Raw genomic sequence first — 20,619 nt, forward strand, 5'->3', positions numbered from 1 at the left:
CTCTCCGACCGGGACCGGGCCCTGCGCGCCCTGGAGCGGCGCTCCTGGGGGGGGCCCGGGGGGGCCTGGCCCCCCCGGCCCCAGGCCCGCAGGCTCAAGGGGCCCGGCGAGCTGAGCATCACCGCCTTCGAACGGGGCCATTTCACCTCGTACTCCGCCTGCGGCATCCCGTACTGGGTGGGCGGCGACGTCGAGCAGCGGGACGACCTGATCGCCCGTACGCCCGAGGAGCACCGGGCCCGCGACATCGATCTGCGGATGCGCACCGAGGTGACGGAGATCGACGTCGCGGGGCAGCGGGTGCGCGGCGTGGACCGGGACAGCGGCGAGACGTCCTGGACGGGCTTCGACAAGCTGGTGATCGCGACGGGCGCCCGCCCGGTGCGTCCGGAGCTGCCGGGGATGGACGCCGCCGGGGTGCACGGGGTGCAGACCCTGGACGACGGGCAGGCGCTGCTGGACTCCCTGGACCGGGCGCCGGGACGGCGTGCGGTGGTCGTCGGCGCGGGCTATATCGGCGTCGAGATGGCTGAGGCGATGCTGAAGCGCGGCTTCGAGGTCGCGGTCCTCAACCGCGGGGCGCAGCCGATGGCGACGCTGGACCCCGACATGGGCCGGCTGGTGCACGAGGCGATGGACGGCCTGGGCATCACGACGGTGAACGGTGCGGCGGTCACCAAGATCCTCACCGGGCCCGACGGCCGGGTCACGGCCGTCGCCACGGACGCGGAGACCTACCCGGCGGATGTGGTGGTGCTCGGCATCGGCGTCACGCCGGAGACGGAGCTGGCGCGCGCGGCGGGTCTCCCGCTCGGTGCGCACGGCGGTCTGCTGACGGACCCGTCGATGCGGGTCACGGGCCACGAGAACATCTGGGCGGGCGGCGACTGCGTCGAGGTCCTGGACCTGGTGGCGGGCCGCCCCCGCCACATCGCGCTGGGCACGCATGCCAACAAGCACGGCCAGATCATCGGGGCGAACGTGGGCGGCGGGTACGGGACGTTCCCCGGGGTGGTCGGTACGGCGGTGAGCAAGGTCTGCGATCTGGAGATCGCCAGGACCGGGCTGCGGGAGAAGGACGCGAAGGCGCTGGGGCTGCGGTTCGTCACGGCGACGATCGAGTCGACCGGACGGGCGGGCTACTACCCGGGGGCGCGGCCGATGACGGTGAAGATGCTCGCGGAGTACCGCACGGGCCGGCTGCTGGGTGTGCAGATCGTGGGCCGGGACGGGGCGGCGAAGCGGGTGGACATCGCGGCGGTGGCGCTCACGGCGCGGATGACGGTGGACGCGATGACGGCGCTCGACCTGGGCTACGCCCCGCCGTTCTCACCGGTCTGGGACCCGATCCTGGTGGCGGCCCGCAAGGCGAGCGCTGCGGTACGTCAGGCGGGCACCGCCTGACGTACCGGACAGGGTGGTCCTAGCGCGCGGTCTGCGTGTGGACGTACTCCACGAGCCGGGTGAGCGCGTCCGGGTCCATCGACGGCATGACGCCGTGGCCCAGGTTGAAGATGTGTCCCTCCAGGCCGGCCGCCGCGTCCAGCACCTCGCGGGTCTTCTCCTCGACCGCGGGGGTCGGTGCGAAGAGCACCGCCGGGTCGAGGTTGCCCTGGAGCGCCTTGCCGGGACCGACGCGGCGCGCGGCCTCGTCCATCGGGACCCGCCAGTCGACGCCGACGACGTCGGCGCCTGCTTCGCCCATCAGGCCGAGGAGCTCACCGGTGCCGACACCGAAGTGGATGCGCGGGACGCCGTACGGGGCGACGGCGTCGAAGACCTTCGCGGAGGCGGGCAGTACGGAGCGCCGGTAGTCGGCGGGGGCGAGGGCGCCCACCCAGGAGTCGAAGAGCTGGACCGCCGATGCGCCCGCCTCGATCTGGACCTTCAGGAACGCGCCGGTGATCTCCGCGAGCCGGTCGAGCAGGTCGGCCCAGAGCTCCGGGTCGCCGTACATCATGGCCTTGGTGCGCTCGTGGTTGCGGGACGGGCCGCCCTCCACGAGGTAACTCGCGAGAGTGAACGGTGCTCCGGCGAAACCGATGAGCGGGGTTGACCCCAGCTCACGGGTGAGCATGCCGATGGCCTCGGTGACGTACGTGACGTCCTCGGGTGTGAGGTCGCGCAGGCGGGCCAGATCGGCGCGGGTACGGATCGGCTCGGCGATCACGGGCCCGACGCCGGGCTTGATGTCGAGGTCGATGCCGATGGCCTTGAGCGGTACGACGATGTCGCTGAAGTAGATCGCGGCGTCGACCTTGTGGCGGCGTACGGGCTGCAGCGTGATCTCGGTGACCAGCTCCGGCATCATGCACGAGTCGAGCATCGCGATGCCCTCGCGGACCTTCAGGTACTCGGGAAGTGAGCGCCCCGCCTGACGCATGAACCAGACCGGGGTGTGCGGCACGGGCTCGCGCCGGCACGCCTTGAGGAACGCCGACTCATGGGTGGCGGAGGACTTCGTCTGCTGGCCCGATGGGCGGTCGTTGGCACTCACACCGAGAATCTTCGCACGAAGCCGTAAGGAGCTTGTGCCGCCCGGGTGTCCCTCCCTGCGCGAGGCTCCGGTTCCGCCTACTCTTCCCCGCATGGCTCCGGCTCAGGGACAATATTCCGATCATTCCGATGGTGCTGAAAGCAAGGAGAGTACGGAGGAGAAATCAGTCCCGCCCGCGTTCCGGTCGGCGGTCGAGTCGTTGCGCTCGGCTCGGCTCCGCCCCGAACTCGAGGTCGAGCCGACGAGGCCGCCCCAGCGCCTCGCTCCGCACGCGTACGCCCTGGAGGCGGCGGTCGTCGACGGTGAGGACGATCTCGCCGACGGCCGTCTCGTACTCCTTCACGATCCGTCCGGGCACGACGCCTGGCAGGGCACCTTCCGATTGGTGACGCTGGTGCGGGCCGAGCTCGAGCCGGAGATGGCGGCCGACCCGCTGCTGCCCGAGGTGTGCTGGTCCTGGCTGACGGGTGCGCTGGACGCGCGCGGCCTTTCGTACGGGGAGGCCGGCGGCACCGTGACGCGCGCCGGGTCCCACTACTTCGGTGCGCTCTCCTCGCGCCGTCCCGCGACCCAGATCGAGATCCGGGCCTCCTGGACACCGCGCGAGGGGCGCGGCGGGGTGCCGGACGCGGCGGCGCACCTGGTGGCGTGGGGTGATCTGCTCTGCCAGATCGCCGGACTGCCGCCTTCGGAGGTCTCGGACGCGGCGGTCGTGACGCTGCCTCAGCGGCGCGGGCCCCAGGTTTCGTAACACTGCGTCACATTGGTCGCACATTCACCGGCTCTCTTTTCGTACAATCGATCGCGCGTCCTATTTGCCCGAATTGTTACTCACCAAATCGTGATCTTCCTCTAAAGGAGGACGGGTCTGCTGCCGAAGAGGTCAATGACCCTTCAAGCACGGTTCGCCCCGGCTTCATCCCCGAGCCGGCCCGTCCGCCACTCCCCAGGAGGCCTGGTGTCCGTTCTCCTCGAGCAGCCCGCAAGCCTGGTCGCCTACCGCCCGAACAAGCCGACGGCCATGGTCGTCGTCGCCGACCCCCGTGTCCGCTCCACCGTCACCCGGCACCTGTGGGCACTCGGAGTTCGTGACGTCATCGAGGCGTCGTCCATCGCGGAGGCCCGTCCCCGAATCGGCAACCCGCGCGATATCTGCGTTGCCGACGTCCACCTGCCCGATGGTTCCGGGCTGACCCTGCTGTCCGAGACCCGAGCCGCGGGCTGGCCGAACGGCCTCGCCCTGTCCGCCGCCGACGACATCGGCGCCGTGCGCAACGCCCTCGCGGGCGGCGTGAAGGGCTACGTCGTCACCGGTACCCGTACGAACATCGGCCATCCCACCCGCCCCGGCGTCGCACCGATCGGCGCCAATGCCGCCCGTATGCACCGTCGGCCTCCCGGTTCCCCGAGCCACCCGGGCGGCTACCGCGAACTGTCAGGCCGCGAGGTGGAGGTGCTCCGCCTGGTCGCCGAAGGCCAGTCCAACAAGGCCATCGGCGTCTCGATGGGCCTCTCCGCCCTGACCGTCAAGTCCCATCTCGCCCGCATCGCCCGCAAGCTCGGCACCGGAGACCGCGCAGGAATGGTCGCCGTGGCCCTGCGGACGGGCATCATCCACTGACCGCCACTCCCCCAGCCGCCACGTGCACCGATGCGACCCCGGCTGGAATACGTGCATCAGCGCCCGCCGACGGATCATTCCGTCGACGGGCGCTGTGCATACACAGATACCCTTGACATGTGACCGACGCCCAAGAGACCGCAGAAGACACCTCACTGCGAACCACCGGGGGCGCCCCCCCGGACGACGTCGCCCCGGCGCCGATCCCCTTGCTCGAACCGCGCGAGGGCATTCCCCCGGTGGTGGCGTCCGACGACGCCCTGGCCCAGGTGGTGTCCGCCTTCGGCGCGGGCACCGGACCCGTGGCGGTCGACGCCGAGCGCGCCTCGGGGTACCGCTATGGCCAGCGCGCCTATCTCGTACAGCTGCGCCGTGAAGGCGCGGGCAGTGCGCTGATCGACCCGGTCGGCTGCCCCGACCTGTCGGGTCTCGGCGACGCGCTTTCCGGCACCGAGTGGATTCTGCACGCCGCGACCCAGGACCTTCCCTGTCTGCGCGAAATAGGCATGATCCCCACCGGGCTCTTCGACACCGAGCTCGCCGGGCGGCTCGCGGGCTTCCCGCGCGTCGGCCTCGGCGCGATGGTCGAGAGCGTGCTCGGTTACGCGCTGGAGAAGGGGCACTCCGCCGTCGACTGGTCCACCCGCCCCCTTCCCGACCCCTGGCTGCGCTATGCCGCCCTCGACGTCGAGCTGCTGATCGATCTGCGCGACGCCCTGGAGGAGGAGCTGGAGCGGCAGGGCAAGCTGGAGTGGGCGCGGGAGGAGTTCGACGCGATCGCCTCGGCGCCGCCGCCGGCCCCGCGCAAGGACCCGTGGCGCCGTACGTCCGGTATGCACAAGGTGCGCCGCCGCCGTCAGATGGCGGTCGTACGGGAGCTGTGGAACACCCGGGACCAGGTGGCACAACGACGTGACATGTCACCGGGCAAGATCCTCGGTGACGGCGCGATCGTGGAGGCCGCACTCGCGCTCCCGCTCACCGTGCAGGCCCTGACCGCGCTGCCCGGCTTCGGCCACCGCATGGGCCGTCGGCAGCTGGAGCAGTGGCAGTCGGCCGTCGACCGGGCCAGGGCCCTGCCGGAGTCCGAGCTCCCGCAGCCGGGCCAGCAGCTCGCGGGACCGCCGCCGCCCCGCTCCTGGGCGGACAAGGACCCGGCAGCAGCGGCCCGCCTCTCGGCGGCCCGCGCCGCGGTGTCGGAGCTGGCCGAGCGGCTGAACATGCCGCAGGAGAACCTGATCACGCCGGACACCGTGCGCCGGGTCTGCTGGGAGCCCCCGCAGAGCATGACGGCGTCCTCGGTGGAGGACACGCTCGCCGGTTACGGGGCGCGGCGCTGGCAGATCGAACAGGTCGCCCCGCTCCTGACGCGGGCGCTGAGCACCGGCGTCTGACCCCGCTGCTCCCCCCTGAACACCGACACCCCCGGCCGACGGCCGGGGGTGTCCGCCGTTGCGGGCGGGCACGGGAGCGGCCGATCACCCGCCGACGAGGATCGAATTCGCGCCAGGTTGACGCCGCAGCGCCGCCACCGCGTTATCCCGCCGCGGACGGGCCGAGTGATCACTGCGCGTTACCGTCCGCGGTGTCCGCAGGTGTGACCTTCACCGCTCCGGTCGCCGGGGGTGGGCAGTCTGGTTACCCGCAAGTAGCATGAGGGAGGCGGCGCACTTTCAGAGCGCGCCCCGCAGCAGTGCCATCCCGCACCCTGGAGGAGAGCCACCGTGCCTCGTACCATCCGGGACGTCGTCTTCGTCGACGGCGTCCGCACCCCGTTCGGCAAAGCGGGCCCGAAGGGCATCTACCACGAGACCCGCGCCGACGATCTCGTCGTGAAGGCCATCCGGGAGCTGCTGCGCCGCAACCCGGACCTGGACCCCGCGAAGATCGACGAGGTCGCCATCGCCGCGACCACGCAGATCGGCGACCAGGGCCTGACGCTCGGCCGCACCGCCGGAATCCTGGCCGGTCTGCCGCAGTCCGTCCCCGGTTACTCGATCGACCGCATGTGCGCCGGCGCGCTGACCGCCGTCACCGCGACGGCCGGTTCCATCGCCTTCGGCGCGTACGACGTCGTCGTCGCCGGTGGTGTCGAGCACATGGGCCGCCACCCGATGGGCGAGGGCGTGGACCCGAACCCGCGCTTCGTATCGGAGAAGCTGGTCGACGAGTCCGCCCTGTTCATGGGCATGACCGCGGAGAACCTGCACGACAGGTACCCCACGATCACCAAGCAGCGCGCCGACGAGTACGCGGTGCGTTCGCAGGAGAAGGCCGCCAAGGCGTACGCCGACGGCAAGATCCAGCAGGACCTGGTGCCGGTCTCCGTGCGCCGCACCAACCCGGAGGCCGGTGAGACGGGCTGGGGCCTGGTCACCGCCGACGAGCCGATGCGTCCGGGCACCACGATGGAGTCCCTGGCCGGTCTGAAGACCCCGTTCCGCGCCCACGGCCGCGTGACGGCCGGAAACGCCGCGGGTCTCAACGACGGCGCCACCGCCTCGCTGCTCGCCGCCGAGGACGTCGCACGCGAGCTGGGCCTCCCGGTCAAGATGCGTCTCGTGTCGTACGCCTTCGCGGGCGTCGAGCCCGAGGTCATGGGCTACGGCCCGATCCCGGCGACCGAGAAGGCCCTGTCCAAGGCGGGTCTCTCCATCTCCGACATCGGTCTCTTCGAGATCAACGAGGCGTTCGCCGTGCAGGTGCTCGCCTTCCTGGAGCACTACGGCATCGCCGACGACGACGCCCGTGTGAACCAGTACGGCGGCGCGATCGCCTACGGTCACCCGCTGGCCTCCTCCGGTGTGCGTCTGATGACTCAGCTGGCCCGCCAGTTCGAGGAGCAGCCCGAGGTCCGCTACGGCCTGACAACCATGTGCGTCGGCTTCGGCATGGGCGCGACGGTCGTCTGGGAGAACCCGAACTTCAACGGAGGCAACAAGTGAGCTCCACCACTGAGCTTCTGAAGGGTGCGGCCGAGCTGTTCCCCGGCGAGGTCGTCACGCAGGCGCACGTACGCCACCTGGACCTCCCGGCGGGTGCCGGCCGCTTCGCCCTCATCACGCTGGACAACGGCCTGGACCACACCAAGCCGACCACCTTCGGACCGCAGTCGCTGGCGAACCTGAACGCCGCCATCGACCAGGTCGAGAAGGAGGCCGCCGACGGCGCGATCACCGGCATCGGCCTCACCGGCAAGCCGTTCATCTTCGCGGTCGGCGCCGACCTCAAGGGTGTCGAGCTCCTGAAGGAGCACAAGGACGCGCTGGCCATCGGCAAGGGCGGCCACGACGTCTTCCGCCGGCTGTCCGGCCTCGCGGTCCCGACGTTCGCGTACTACAACGGCGCGGCGATGGGCGGCGGTGTCGAGGTCGGTCTCCACTGCTCGTACCGCACCGTCTCCAAGGCGCTGCCCGCGTTCTCGCTGCCCGAGGTCTTCCTCGGTCTGGTCCCCGGCTGGGGCGGCTGCGCGCTGCTTCCCAACCTGATCGGCGCCGACCGCGCGGTCTCGGTGATCATCGAGAACTCGCTGAACCAGAACCGTCAGCTCAAGGGCAAGCAGGTCTTCGAGCTCGGGATCGCCGACGCGCTCTTCGAGGGCGCCGACTTCCTGGAGCAGTCGCTGATCTGGACCGCGTCCGTGCTCAACGGCACGGTCGCGGTGGAGCGTCCCGAGGTCGACCGCGGTGACGCCTGGGACCAGGCCGTCGCACGCGGCAGGGCCATCGCGGACTCCAAGGTGCACGGGGCGGCCCCGGCCGCGTACCGCGCGCTGGACATCATCGCCGCTGCCAAGGACGGCGACCTGGTCGCCGGCTTCGACGCCGAGGACCAGGCCCTCGCGGACCTGATCATGGGCGGCGAGCTGCGCTCCGGCATCTACGCCTTCAACCTGGTCCAGAAGCGCGCCAAGCGCCCGGCAGGTGCCCCGGACAAGTCGCTGGCGCGTCCGGTCACCAAGGTCGGCGTGGTGGGCGCGGGCCTGATGGCCAGCCAGCTCGCCCTGCTCTTCCTGCGCCGCCTCGAGGTCCCGGTCGTCCTCACGGACATCGACCAGGCGCGGGTCGACAAGGGTGTGGGCTACGTCCACGCCGAGATCGAGAAGCTGCTCGGCAAGGGCCGCATCAACCAGGACAAGGCCAACCGTCTCAAGGGCCTGGTCTCCGGTGTGCTGGACAAGGCGGAGGGCTTCTCCGACGCCGACTTCATCATCGAGGCCGTCTTCGAGGAGATCGGCGTCAAGCAGCAGGTGTTCGCGGAGGTCGAGGCGGTCGCCCCGGCGCACGCGATCCTCGCCACGAACACCTCGTCCCTCTCGGTCACCGAGATGGCGTCGAAGCTGAAGAACCCCGAGCGGGTCGTCGGCTTCCACTTCTTCAACCCGGTCGCGATCCTGCCGCTGCTGGAGATCGTCCGCGGCGAGCAGACCGACGACGCCTCGCTGGCCACGGCCTTCGGTGTCGCGCGGAAGCTGAAGAAGACCGCGGTGCTGGTGAAGGACGCCCCGGCGTTCGTCGTCAACCGCATCCTGACCCGCTTCATGGGCGAGATCCAGAACGTCATCGACGAGGGCACCCCGGTCGCCGTCGCCGAGAAGGCCGTCGAGCCCCTCGGTCTGCCGATGTCCCCGCTGGTCCTCCTGGAGCTGGTCGGTCCGGCCATCGGCCTCCACGTCTCCGAGACCCTGAACCGCGCCTTCCCGGAGCGCTTCACCGTCTCCGAGAACCTGGCCGCTGTGGTCAAGGCCGGCAAGCGCGGCTTCTACGTGTACGACTCCGGTAAGCCGGAGCTGGACCCGGAGGTCGCCGCACTCCTGAAGCAGGGCGACACCGTCCTGACCGAGGAGCAGGCCCGCGACCGCGTCCTGGACGCGGTGGCGCAGGAGATCGGCCTGATGCTGGACGAGGGCGTCGTCGCCGAGGCACAGGACATCGACCTCTGCCTGATCACCGGCGCGGGCTGGCCCTTCCACCTGGGCGGCATCACGCCGTACCTGGACCGGTCGGGCATCTCGGAGCGCGTCAACGGCAGGAAGTTCCTGGCGGCGGGCGTGGCGAGCGTTCCGGCGTAACACCACCCCTGTGAATGAATGAGGGCCGTACGGGATCACTCCCGTACGGCCCTCATTGCTAGCGGATGGCCTCTTCCCGCACGAACTCGCCCAGCCAGGCACGGAATTCCGGGCCGAGGTCCTCGCGCTCGCAGGCCAGCCGGACGACGGCACGCAGGTAGTCGCCGCGGTCCCCCGTGTCGTAGCGGCGACCGCGGAAGACCACCGCGTGCACGGGACCGCCGAGAGCCGGGTCGAGGGCAAGCTGACGCAGGGCGTCGGTCAGCTGGATCTCGCCGCCGCGGCCCGGCGGGGTCTTGCGCAGGATGTCGAAGATCTGCGGGGCGAGGACGTACCGCCCGATCACGGCGAGATTGCTGGGCGCGGTGCCGGGTTCGGGCTTTTCCACGAGATCGGTGACGGCCAGTACGTCGCCCGCCTCGTCGTCCAGAGGGGCCACGGCCGCGCATCCGTACAGGTGCGTCCGGTCGTCCTCGACCTCCATGAGCGCCACGACGCTGCCGCCACGCTGCTCCTGGACCTCCAGCATCCGGGCGAGCAGCGGATCGCGCTCGTCGATGAGGTCGTCGCCGAGCAGCACCGCGAACGGGGCGTCACCGACGTGCGGTTCGGCGCAGAGGACGGCGTGGCCCAGGCCGAGCGGGTTGCCCTGCCGCACGTAGTGGACGTCGGCCAGTTCGCTCGACTCGCGGACCTGGCCCAGCTTGCCGAAGTCGCCCTTCAGCTCCAGCAGATGCTCCAGTTCGTAGGCGCGGTCGAAGTGGTCCTCCAGCGCCCGCTTGTTACGGCCGGTGACCATGAGCACGTCATCGAGTCCGCTGCGTACGGCCTCCGCCACCACGTACTCGATGGCGGGCCGGTCCACGACCGGGAGCATCTCCTTGGGAGTCGCCTTGGTCGCGGGGAGGAATCGGGTGCCGAGACCCGCGGCCGGGATGACGGCCTTGCGGGTGCGGCGGTGGTGCGTAGGCATGAACGTATTCACTCCGGAAAGAAGAGGGTGTCAGGCATTGTCGGGACTGACGGTGAAGGACAGCTCGTTGCCGGGCGTGAAGAAAACCCTTCCGCGCGCCGGGCCCTGCGTCGGGTGGTGCCAGCGCTGCGTGGGATAGACATCGATCCGCTTGCGCTCCAGGATGTCGTCGAAGAAGCGCGCCAGCCGGATACGCGGCTGGCCGGGTTCACGCTCCAGCCACAGGTCCCAGTCGTCGTGGCCGCCCGACGATGCGGCGACCACCCCGGCGAACGGCAGGTGCGCCTCGAAGGCGCCGTCGTGCGCCACGGAAACCTGGCCCGACACAGTGGACGCGACACTCCCCTTGCGGGGCACGGCCCCAAGCCGCAGCCCGGAGAGGCCCGTGCCCGGCGGAACGACCAGGGCGCCGCGCACGAGCCAGCCGTCCTGCCCCACCAGCACGGCATGCACCTCGGCGTGCTCCGCGCGATGACGCACGAAGATCGACAGATGGCCGTCCGCGGTGCGGTAGGGCACGGGCCAGTACGCGGGACCTCCCGCGGGAATCCGGCGCACCAGCAGGCCACCGGTGTGGATGCCTTCCACTGCGAGCGGCTGGCGCCGGCCGTCCGGCAGCTCCAGGTCGATGTCATAACGGCCCTCGGCGAGGACCGCTGGTTCGGCGGGAATCGCGTACACCGACCGGAGCGTGCCCGTCGCCTCGTCCACCGAGGTCCCCAGGGCAGCCAGCCTGATCAGTGTCTCGGCCCTGCGCGGGGTGACACACAGCGCGGGGGGCTCCGCGCCGGGGTTCAGCACGGCACGGACCTCGATGGCGCCGTCGCCGCGCACCATCACCTCGGCCGGGACACCGGACGGGACGACGGACGCGACCGCGGCGGCATGCGGCTTCGGTACCGAGGCCGTCACATCCCGCAGGAACGCGTCGTAGCGGAAGGCGATGCGCTCGGCGCTGTAGAGCGGGGCGGAGGCGTAGGCGCCCTGGGACAACTGCTCCCGCTCGCCCGGCTGTTCTATGAGGTAGCGCATCGCCTGGGCCATGGCCTCCTCGTCACCGACCGGCACCAGGATGCCGTTGCGGCCAGGGACGACGATCTCGCCGGGACCGAAGGGCGCATCGGCCGCGAGAACCGGAAGCCCGTGGTGCATGGCCTCCACCAGGGTCAGGCCGAAGGACTCGCGGCGGGCCGCGCTCACCGCGAACGCGGCCTTGTCCCACTCCGCCGTGAGGTCGGGCAGCGCGCCCATGAGACGGACGGCGTCGCTGAGCCCGTGCGCGTGCACGAGCTCCTGCAGCCGTGCGTGCTCCGGCCCGCGGCCGAAAATGCGCAGCCGCCACTGCGGGTGGTGGGGGGCGACCAGGGCGAACGCGTTGATCAGCGTGTCGAAGCCCTTGCGCGGCACGAGCTGACCCGCTGCGGCGATCAGCGGCAGGCCGCGCACAGGGGCGTGCCGGGCCGGCGGCGGCACGATGTTGCCGATGGCTGCGAACGGGGGCGCCTGGTCGCCCAGCTGCCGCTGGTAGTTGTTCAGGTCGGCCTGGGTGAGACAGACGACGCCGTCCATCTCGCGGTACAGCTCCAGCGTGCGCTCGCGCAGTTCCTGAGAGGGCACCATCGAGCCCTCGTGGTCGATGACCACGCGCCCGTAGCCGTGCCGTCCATGGGCGATGAGATACGCGGCGAACGTCGGCCGGGCGGCGATCACGACATCGGCGCCGCAACTGCCGAGGTGACCGAGGATCAGGTCATCGACCTCCTGGGTGTACTGGTCGGCCCAGTCGTCCTCCCTCGGCATGATCCGGGACGGTTTGCCGCCCTTGGACTTCGCCGCCCCCTCGCGCCGCTCGGCCAGGTAGCGCACGGTCACGCCGTCGGCAGGAGGGAAGGACGGCCGGTCCGCCGTACGGAAGATCGAGACGATCTCCACCTCGTGGTGGACCGCCAGCGCGGACGCCAGGCTGCTGGTCGCCCGCGGTACTCCGCCGAAATTGTCGATGCTGTGGAGCAGGAAGGAGATCCGCACAAGTGTCCTTCGGGATTCTCGAGGTCCGTAAGGGGCCGCTGTCAGTGGTGCTCGGTCACCACGAGCGAGAGTTCGTTGTCCGCGGTGAAGTAGGGGCGCAGTCCGACGACGGCACGGCCCACGTCGGGGCCGAACAGGTCGGTCGGCTCCTCCCGCACCAGCTCGGGGAAGCGCTGCACATCGCGCCGCACCACCTGGTCGTCGGCGATGCGTCCCACCCTGACCGGCTCGCTGCCGCTGCTGTCGGTGAGCAGGACGTCCCAGTTCTCGCGCATGAGCAGCCGGGCCCTCATGGCCTCGTCCATGTTCAGCTCAGCGCCGAACCAGCCGCCTTCGAAGCGCACCCGGCCGGCTGCCAGCGTGCGCGCGGGCTCCTGGCGCCGGCGCAGCAGCAGCAACAGCTCGCCGCCGAGCTGCCACTCCCCCTGCAGCCAGCCCGTCAGCCACAGGCTCGTATCGCTGTAGTCGACGGCCACCAGCTCGGCATGGCTCGGCCGGGACCAGACACGCAGTCGCAGATAGCCGCCCTCGCTCGCGTACGGCAGCACCCAGTGGAAGTGGTGCAGGTCGCTCAGGTGTCCGACGTCGCGTGCCCCGCCGAGCGTGCACTGCCCGTAGCGCAGGCGGCGCTCCTTGCCCCTGCCGTCCACGGCGTAGAGGTCGGCGCGGCCCTCGCCGATCACAGCGAGCGCGCGAGCGTCGATCAGGGCCCGGGCGCCGCCGCTCCCGACGGCGAAGTCGACCACTTCCTTGCGGCCCTTGCCCTGCTCCTTGACGCGCAGGGTGCGGGCGCCGGACACGCCGCGCAAAGTGACCTCCCATGTGCCGTTCGCCAGCACCCGGCAGTCGGCGGTGGGGAGGGGGCGCTCCTCGGCGGGCGCTCCGCCGCCGGAGCGCCGCCCCTTGCCCCATCGGCCGCGTACTCCGGCCTTGACCGTCCTGAACAGTTCCTCGTACGCGTCGCCGACCTGTTCCGTGCCTGCGGACCGCGCGGTCCGCAGGGCCTGGGTCCGGTGCGCGGAGCGCAGTTGCTCGTCCGCCATGTAGCGCTCAAGGGCGCGCGCCGTGGCATGGACGTCACCGACCGGCACCAGCAGCCCGCCGTGGCCCTCGGCCAGCACCTCGGGAGCTCCGTAGGGCACCTCCGTGGCGATCACGGGGGTGGCCTGGGCGAGCGCCTCCAGCACCGGGCGGGCACTGTCCACGCGCTCCGCGGTCACCAGGGCCATGTCGGCGTCGTAGAAGTCCTCTTCGCCGGCTTCCCGGTCGAACAGCAGCACATGGTCGTGGAGTCCCAGCGCGGTGACCAGTTCGCGGGTCTCACGGCGCAGCGGCCCGGTGCCGACGACTCTCAGCTGCCAGCCCGGGTGAGCGGCACGGGTCTGGGCGAAGGCGTGCAGCGCCAGGTCGACGCGCCGGTGCGAGACCAGCCGCCCGGCGCTGATCACCACACCCGTCGCCGGCTTGTCCGGGCCCTCGGCGAGCAGCACCGGCTCGGCGATGTGGCACACCTCGACGCCGGCGGCGCGCAGCGCTTGGTACTCGGGGGCGGCGGCGTCGCCCTGGGTGAGCGGGACGACCGCGTCCAGTTCGCGGTAGAGCTCCGTCCAGCGGGCGCGCACCGACTCCGGGAGGCGCTCGACAGGTGCCGGCTGGCGGGCGATGCGCCGCGCGTGGGGTACGCGGCACTGAGCCAGGACCGCGCCGAGCGCGGAGCTGAGGGCGACCACCACGTCGGCGCCGCTCGCGGACAGGTGCTTGCGGAGCCTTCCGTCGTCGGCGCGGTTGTAGCGCCGGAACTCGGGGTCGCCCGCGATGACGAGCTGTGAGGTGTCGTCGTCGTCCCGGTCGCCGGCCGCGACCGAGGGGGCCAGGGCCAGGACTTCGACGTTCTCCGGGAGCCGCAGCGCCGCGTGCGGTGCGGCGGCGCCCCGTACGGTGACGACGGTCACCCGGTGCCTGGCGACGAGGGACTGGGCGAGCCGGGCAGCCGCCCGCGCGCCGATGGAATCGGTGGCCAGGGTATGGACCAGGATCTCGATGTTCATGGCTCAGGCCGCCGTCTTCTCGTACGGGCTCGGCACCGGGTAGAAGGCCTCGAGGAATCGGTGGAGCAGCTGGCTCTGGTGCTCGATCTCGGCGGGGTCGCTCGCGGAGTCGTTGAGGCAGAAGGTGTCCCGGTCCCGGCGCAGCAGCAGCAGTTCCAGCTTGTTCTCCAGCTCGGGGTCGTCCAGCGCGAAGTAGCCGTACCGGAGGTCGCCGGGCAGGCTGCACCCGGAGAAGTAGCTGTAGTAGTGGTGCAGCGAGGAGGCTATGGACAGGTCGGAGATGCTCCGCACGGCGCTGGCGGAGGTGCGCCGGTGCTCTTCGGGGAAGTCCCGTTCGATGGCGGCGAGGATGTCCCGGTTCAGGGCGTACGGCACATGCTTCATCTTCTGTACGAGCGTGCGGCCGAACCGCGCCTGGATGAGCCGGCGGTTGTTCTTCGCGGCGACCGAGGTGGGCACCTCGTCGGGCTCCGGGGGGCCGTAGGGGACCTGTGCCGGGGACGGGAAGAACTTGGCGATGCCGTTCGGGTGGAAGAACGCGGAGGGAGTGAGGGTCCGGCCGATGAACATGTCGTCGTTGAAGTAGACGAAGTGGCGCGAGAGGCCGGGGATGTGATGCAGCCTGGACTCGATCGCATGGCTGTTGAAGGTGGGCAGGTGGGAGGGGTCGTCGAAGATCTCCCGGTGGTCCACCACGCGGGCCCTGCCGTCGCCGGCGGCCCACCAGTGCGGAGTCTGCTGGTCGGTGACGATGTAGATGTTCCGCACCCACGGCATGAACATCCGCACGGAGCGCAGGCTGTACTTCAGCTCGTCGCGGGAGACATAGCGGGACAGGCTCGCCGCCTCCGCGTGGAAGACCTCACCGCGGCTCTCGGCGCGGCGCCGCTGCCAGGCCGGGTCGTCGCCGTCCACCCAGGTGTAGACGACGTCGATGGGGAAGGGGTGCTCGTCGGGGAAGAGGATGTCCAGTTCGGGGCGGGTGCGTGTCGGACGCAGCTGTGGAACCTCGGACCCGTGGGCCCGGCCCACGAGCCTGGTCATCTGCTCGCCGGGGACGACGAGCTGCTGGTGGCCGAGGAAGACGTGCTCGCTGGCGCGGTTGCGGCGGGGTGCGACGAGGCGGTCGACTCCCTGGCCGGGCACGCTCTCCCCGGGCTCCCAGAACTCGATGTCACAGCCCGTATCGGCACCATGCGTCAGGTGCCCTTCCTCCGTGGTGCGGAACCAGAACGCGCGCACGACGGACAGGCCGTTCGCCCGCTCCCAGGTCTTGTCCGATGATGCCTCCCACGCGCCGTCGCCGGGGGCCATCCCGGCCTTGGGGCGGGCGATGTAGCCCCTGCTGCCGGACAGGCGGGCGCGCAGCGCCGCCAGGGCCTGGGGGCGTAGACGCGCGTCGACGCCGACCGCGGAGGCGGTGTCGTCGAGGCCCGGCACCGCGAACCAGTCGATCCGCTCGGCTTCGAGGGCGCGGCGGACTTCCTGGTTGTTCAGCTCACGCGCGGAGAGCGGCGTGAGACGGTCGTGCACCAGCGCGACACGCTTGTGCATGTCCACGACGACCTGCCGCTCCGTACGGCCCCTGCGCAGTTGCGCAGGCGTGGGCTCCGGTCGAGGGCCGGTGCCCATGAAGGTCTCGCCAGCCGTTGCCTGGCTGGAGGTGTCAAACACGCGGTTCACTTTCGTTACGGGAGATGGGTGCTGCGGCAGGAGGAGCGGTTCGCTCACCGTCTGATCTCGGCCGCCGGTGGCCGGATCGGCCGGTTCGCGTTGCGGTACTCGGCCGAGTCCGTCCGCTCGAAGCGGCTGGGCACGGGGAAGTACGCGTCGAGGAAGCTCCTGACCATGTGCTCCTGGGCCTCCGGGTCGGGGTGCTCGACGGTGTCGTTCAGGCAGAACGTGTCGAAGTTCCGATGAGCGAGGAGGTTGTCCAGGCGGCGCCGGGCCTGGTCGGCGGCGAGGTCGATGTACTGGTAGCGCAGGTTCCCGGCGGTCGTGCGGCCTGTGTGGAAGCCGTAGTAGTGGTGCAGGGACGAGGCGATCGGAACGTCCTCGGGGGACCTGAAGCGGGAGTGCTGGGTGCGGTGGTGCTCATCGCCGTAGACGAGCTCGATGTCGTCGAGGATGCTGCGGCGCAGTGGATGCGGGGTGTGCTTCGTCTTCTGCGCGATACGGGTGCCGAAGGACCGCTCGATCAGTGCCCGGCTGTTCTTGCCCGCCGCGTTCACCGGCAGGTCGTCCGTGTCAGCGGGGCCGCTCGGTATGAGCGCCTTGGACTGGAAGAACTTGGTCAGGCCATTGGTGTGGAAGAAGAGTTCGGCGCCGACCGGGCGGCCGAAGAACACATCGTCGTTGAGGTAGAGGAAGTGCTCGGACAGGCCGTCGATGTGGTGCAACTGGCTTTCGATGGCGTGTGAGTTGAATGTGGGCAGCGCGGCGGGGTCCGAGAAGATCTCGCGGTGGTCGACGACCTTGAAGCCCGGGGCGTCGGTGTCCAGCCAGCTCGGCACCTGTCCGGCGGTGACCAGATAGACGGTGCGGACCCAGGGTGCGTACTGGTGCAGGGAGCGCAGGGAGTAGCGCAGTTCGTCGCGGCTGGTGAAACGCGCGTCGTTGGCCGCCTGGGCGTGCAGGGTCTGGGGCGCGCCGCCCATCCGGCCCGAGCGGACGGCGTCGCGTTCGGCGCTCCATCTGGGGTCGGAGTCGTCGACCCAGGTGTAGACGACGTCGATGGGGAAGAGGTGGTCCTCTGCCAGGGGTTGGGTGAACTCGGCCACGGTTTGCGCGCTGCCCGTGGTGTAGGCGCCGGGCACCAGCGCGAACAGGGCCTGCGGGACGGTGTGGCGTGGAGCGTCGACCGGCACCTCTTCGACCACCCGGTTGGGGCGGGGCGCCTCCAACCGGCCCTCCCGTTCCACCCAGAACTCCAGGTCACAGCCCTGGTCAGAGCCGAAGACGAGCTCCTGTGTGGGGTCGGTGACGTACCAGGCGACACGGAGGGCGTCCTGCCTGCGCAGCTGGCGCCAGGACTTGTCCTCCTCGCCGGGTCGCATGTCCGACTCCAGCGCGGTGGCCGCGCCCACGTAGCCCGGAGTCTGTTCGAAGGCGATCTGGAGCATCTCCTCCACCGCCTCGCGCTGCCCGACGGGCACCGCGACCGTCGGAACGTCCTTCGTGGCACCGCGGACACAGAAGTACTCGATGCCCCCGGCCTCCAGCGCGGCGATGAGAATGTGCAGATTACGGGCCCGGGCGGCCCACGCCGTGGCGCCCTCCACGAGCAGGGCATGCATGTGCCGGCCCTTCACGCGCACCACCCGGCGTGCGGCGGCCGCACTGTGCCGGGGTGCGTTGCGGCGCCCGCCCATCGCCCAGACGACCGTCGCCGACCGGATCGCGTCGACGGAGGTGAGCGAGGACTTCACGGCGGAGCGGAGCGGGGCCGGGACCTTGCGGACGATGCCCCTTCGCGCGCCCGCCGGGATCACGGACCGGTACGCCGAAACGAGCGATCCCGCCTCCGGATTACCGGAACCGACCACGAGGCATCCACCACCCACGCCACTGCGGTCCAACGTCTGCCGCGACCGGGCACCACCTCGTGCCCGGACGACGGACGGTACGAGACCGAAACCTGTCATCCCCACTGAAACCGGCCTCCCCGCTGGACGGTCCCACCCGCTCACCCACGAGCAAGTCACAGAACCTTCACATAAAGAGCCGATCAACGTCCAGTCAGCGAAGTGGATATAAGCGACATATGCCCGTGATGAATCCCACCAGGCGCCCGTACAACCTTTTACGACTCCACGAAAACGCCACATGAAATCGAGGCGACACACCGGTGTCGCCCGGTGTTCCAGGAGGGGCCGTCAGGTCACAGCCGGCGCCAGTGCGGCGAGAGCGTGAGCCCCGGGCCCGGTTCCTGCCGGGCGACGGACACAGCCCCGTCCCGCCCACGGACCGCTACGACGACACGACCGTGCCCGTCGAGGGCGAGCGCGGGATCGCCGACGCACTCCTCGGTGGTGTCCGACCACCAGACGCCGCTCTGCTCCCCCTCGGTACCGCAGACCCCGATCAGCAGAGTGCCGCCCGCCCCGCGTTGAGCGAGAACCGTGCAGTCGTAGCCGTCGAGCGGGGTGCGCAACGCCACGACGGCGCCGTCCCCGGGCTGTCCGCCGACCGGCGTGGGCCAGCCGCCCGCACGGTAGGAGACGACTCCTGCCCCGTTGACATCGGTCCAGTAGTAGGTGAAGCGGTCGGGCGCCGTCTCCAGCGCCGTCACGGAACCGTGCAGAGCCTGGAAGGGCAGGGGCGGAGCGATCAGCAGGGGGCCGTCCGGATCACGTTGACGCCACTGCTGCACCCCGCGATCGGTGGGCGCGAAGACCTCTATGAGCCCGCTCGACGTCACCGACGGCACGATCTCCGCGGCGAGCGCGGAGCCTTTGAGGTCCTGCCAGGCTCCCCACTGGCCGCCCTTCCCCTCGCGGCGCACCTGCAGTCCGCGGCCCGCGTTGCGCGCGAAGACGAAGACCGTCCCCTGCGCGTCGACAGCTCCGGCCGGCGCACCTGCTTTCAGGCACATCTCCCGGTTGCGGTAGAAGTTGCCGAGGGAGCGCCATTCGCCGACGGGGCGGCCGGTCTGGTACTGGACGGCGTGCACGAAGTCCACGGTCGGCCCGTCGGAACCACGGCGCTCGCGCCGCCCGAGGAAGTGCACGTACGAGTCGGCGCCCTGAACGATGGTCAGATCCGTCAGGTCCGCGATCGGAACGAAGTCCGGGCCGTCCCACCGGTCCCCGCCCGGGCTCTGCTGCGTCCAGCGCAACAGACCACCCTCCGCGCGGGCGTAGAGCGCAAGCCTGCCGTCCCTGCCGAGCGGCATCCAGCGGCCACGCGGCGTTCCGCAGACCTGGTGGCGCCCGGACGACGGGGCGAGAGAGGAAGCACTGCTCGCGGAGTCCGATCCTCTTCTCCGCATGACCCGTAACGCCCTCTCCGCTTCACCAGTTCTCCATCGTGCCCACACACGGGGGCCGACGACATCATATGCTCAGCGTCTGACCGCCCTCCGGCGGGGCGCCGACGCCCTCACTGCGGCCGAAACACCCGGACGTACGATCCTCTGTTCTATAGTTCACGCTCAGTCATGCACACACGGACCGGCCACACCCCCCACCCGAGTCCCACGCACTCCACAGCCCACCTCGGGCCACGAGAGAGGACTCGACCACGATGAGCCACGACGCCATATCCCAGGGCACGCAGGAAGATCGTCCGACGTCCCACGGCGGCGGACGGAAGCGTAGAGGGGCCCCTCGCAAGCGCCGCCGCGGTCTAAAGATCACCCTCGGCGTCCTGCTCGTCCTCCTGCTCGCCGGCGGCGGCACCGCCTACTGGATGTACAGCAGCCTCGACGGCAACATCAAGGGCGTCGACATCAACAAGGCTCTCGGTGAGGACCGTCCCGAGAAGCTTCCGACCTCCGGTCAGAATCTGCTCGTCCTCGGTTCGGACTCACGTGCCGGGGCCGAGAACAAGGAGCTCGGCGGGGGCGGCAGTGTCGGCGGGGCGCGTTCCGACACCGCGATGGTGGTGCACATCCCCGAGGGCCGTACGAAGGCCGTGGCCGTGTCCATCCCGCGCGACACCCTGGTGACCCGGCCCGAGTGCACCAAGTCCGACGGTTCGACGATGTCCTCCGCGAACCGCGTGATGTTCAACTCCGTCTACTCGCTGGCCGGTCCGGCCTGTGTGGTCAAGACCGTCGAGAAGATGTCCGGTGTCCGGATCGACCACTACCTGGAGATCAACTTCGCCGGGTTCAAGGACCTGGTCGACGCCATCGGCGGTGTCACGGTCGATGTCCCGCAGGACATCAATGACAAGGCGTCCGGGCTCAGCCTCACCGCAGGCCCGCACAAGCTCGACGGCACCGAGTCCCTCGCCTACGTCCGTACGCGGCACGGCATCGGTGACGGCAGCGACCTCGGGCGCATCGGTCTCCAGCAGCAGTTCATGATGGCGCTGCTGAGCGAGATCAAGTCGCAGGACCTGCTGGGCAGCCCGACGACGACGTACAAGATCGCCAGTTCCGCGACCAAGTCGCTGACGACGGACGAGGGGCTCGCCTCCCTCAAGTCGCTCACCGACTTCGCGCGTTCGATGAACGGGGTCGACCCGTCCTCGATGGAGACGATCATGCTGCCGGTCGCGTACGACAAGCAGGACCCCAACCGGGTCGTGGCGTCCGAGCCGCAGGCCGGCACGCTCTGGAAGGCGATCCGCGAGGACGCCACCATCCCGGAGTCCGCGAAGAAGTCCCCCGCCACCGGCGGCTGACCACGGGTGGTGGCGCGGGGCCGCATACCG

At 70.5% G+C, this 20,619-nt stretch carries 14 protein-coding genes; 7 read left to right on the forward strand and 7 right to left on the reverse strand.

Annotated elements, in window-relative coordinates:
• The first annotated feature begins 21 nt into the window (after positions 1 to 21).
• A complete protein-coding gene (locus tag ACWGO0_RS35405; protein ID WP_453544291.1) occupies positions 22 to 1,404 on the forward strand; it encodes an FAD-dependent oxidoreductase in 1,383 nt (460 codons plus the stop codon).
• A gap of 19 nt (positions 1,405 to 1,423) precedes the next feature.
• On the opposite strand, the gene hemE is transcribed toward ACWGO0_RS35405, so the two are convergent.
• Positions 1,424 to 2,497 (reverse strand): uroporphyrinogen decarboxylase, encoded by a 1,074-nt coding sequence (hemE, locus tag ACWGO0_RS35410; protein ID WP_453544267.1) that lies wholly within the window; start codon positions 2,495 to 2,497, stop codon positions 1,424 to 1,426.
• A gap of 91 nt (positions 2,498 to 2,588) precedes the next feature.
• Between hemE and ACWGO0_RS35415 the strand changes: the two genes are divergently transcribed.
• From ACWGO0_RS35415 to ACWGO0_RS35435, 5 genes are all read left to right on the forward strand, one after another.
• Positions 2,589 to 3,248 carry a DUF3000 domain-containing protein gene (locus ACWGO0_RS35415; RefSeq protein ID WP_453544268.1) on the forward strand — a complete coding sequence of 220 codons (660 nt, stop codon included), beginning with the start codon at positions 2,589 to 2,591 and terminating at the stop codon, positions 3,246 to 3,248.
• Positions 3,249 to 3,455: 207 nt separating this feature from the next.
• Positions 3,456 to 4,118, forward strand: coding sequence for a response regulator transcription factor (locus ACWGO0_RS35420; RefSeq protein ID WP_185297704.1), 663 nt, complete (start codon positions 3,456 to 3,458; stop codon positions 4,116 to 4,118).
• Between the two features lie 119 nt (positions 4,119 to 4,237).
• On the forward strand, positions 4,238 to 5,512 hold the full coding sequence (locus ACWGO0_RS35425; protein WP_453544271.1) for an HRDC domain-containing protein: 1,275 nt from the start codon (positions 4,238 to 4,240) through the stop codon (positions 5,510 to 5,512).
• A 330-nt stretch (positions 5,513 to 5,842) separates the two neighbouring features.
• Positions 5,843 to 7,063: a thiolase family protein gene (locus tag ACWGO0_RS35430; protein WP_453544273.1), complete on the forward strand. Its 1,221-nt coding sequence runs from the start codon at positions 5,843 to 5,845 to the stop codon at positions 7,061 to 7,063.
• The gene (locus tag ACWGO0_RS35435; protein WP_453544275.1) at positions 7,060 to 9,189 is read left to right on the forward strand and encodes a 3-hydroxyacyl-CoA dehydrogenase NAD-binding domain-containing protein; all 2,130 of its coding nucleotides are present in this window, start codon (positions 7,060 to 7,062) and stop codon (positions 9,187 to 9,189) included. Before ACWGO0_RS35430 ends, ACWGO0_RS35435 begins: the two co-directional genes overlap by 4 nt.
• A gap of 58 nt (positions 9,190 to 9,247) precedes the next feature.
• Here ACWGO0_RS35435 and galU read toward each other — a convergent pair whose 3' ends face one another.
• The 6 genes from galU to ACWGO0_RS35465 all read right to left on the reverse strand — a co-directional run bounded on the left by galU (position 9,248) and on the right by ACWGO0_RS35465 (position 19,132).
• Complete coding sequence (gene galU, locus ACWGO0_RS35440; RefSeq protein ID WP_453544277.1) at positions 9,248 to 10,162, reverse strand: UTP--glucose-1-phosphate uridylyltransferase GalU; 915 nt, start codon at positions 10,160 to 10,162, stop codon at positions 9,248 to 9,250.
• Between the two features lie 30 nt (positions 10,163 to 10,192).
• On the reverse strand, positions 10,193 to 12,190 hold the full coding sequence (locus tag ACWGO0_RS35445; RefSeq protein ID WP_453544279.1) for a glycosyltransferase: 1,998 nt from the start codon (positions 12,188 to 12,190) through the stop codon (positions 10,193 to 10,195).
• Positions 12,191 to 12,231: 41 nt separating this feature from the next.
• Entirely contained in the window at positions 12,232 to 14,238 is a 2,007-nt protein-coding gene (locus tag ACWGO0_RS35450) for a glycosyltransferase (protein ID WP_453544281.1), read from the reverse strand.
• Positions 14,239 to 14,241: 3 nt separating this feature from the next.
• Positions 14,242 to 15,912 carry a stealth family protein gene (locus ACWGO0_RS35455; RefSeq protein ID WP_453544283.1) on the reverse strand — a complete coding sequence of 557 codons (1,671 nt, stop codon included), beginning with the start codon at positions 15,910 to 15,912 and terminating at the stop codon, positions 14,242 to 14,244.
• Positions 15,913 to 15,965: 53 nt separating this feature from the next.
• Positions 15,966 to 17,783, reverse strand: a complete 1,818-nt coding sequence (locus tag ACWGO0_RS35460) for a stealth family protein (protein WP_453544285.1) — start codon at positions 17,781 to 17,783, stop codon at positions 15,966 to 15,968.
• A gap of 335 nt (positions 17,784 to 18,118) precedes the next feature.
• Positions 18,119 to 19,132 carry a hypothetical protein gene (locus ACWGO0_RS35465; RefSeq protein ID WP_453544287.1) on the reverse strand — a complete coding sequence of 338 codons (1,014 nt, stop codon included), beginning with the start codon at positions 19,130 to 19,132 and terminating at the stop codon, positions 18,119 to 18,121.
• 350 nt (positions 19,133 to 19,482) lie between these two features.
• Between ACWGO0_RS35465 and ACWGO0_RS35470 the strand changes: the two genes are divergently transcribed.
• Positions 19,483 to 20,589: an LCP family protein gene (locus ACWGO0_RS35470; protein ID WP_453544289.1), complete on the forward strand. Its 1,107-nt coding sequence runs from the start codon at positions 19,483 to 19,485 to the stop codon at positions 20,587 to 20,589.
• The last annotated feature ends 30 nt before the right edge of the window (positions 20,590 to 20,619 follow it).

The sequence above is a fragment of the Streptomyces sp. NPDC055749 genome (genome assembly GCF_053617235.1).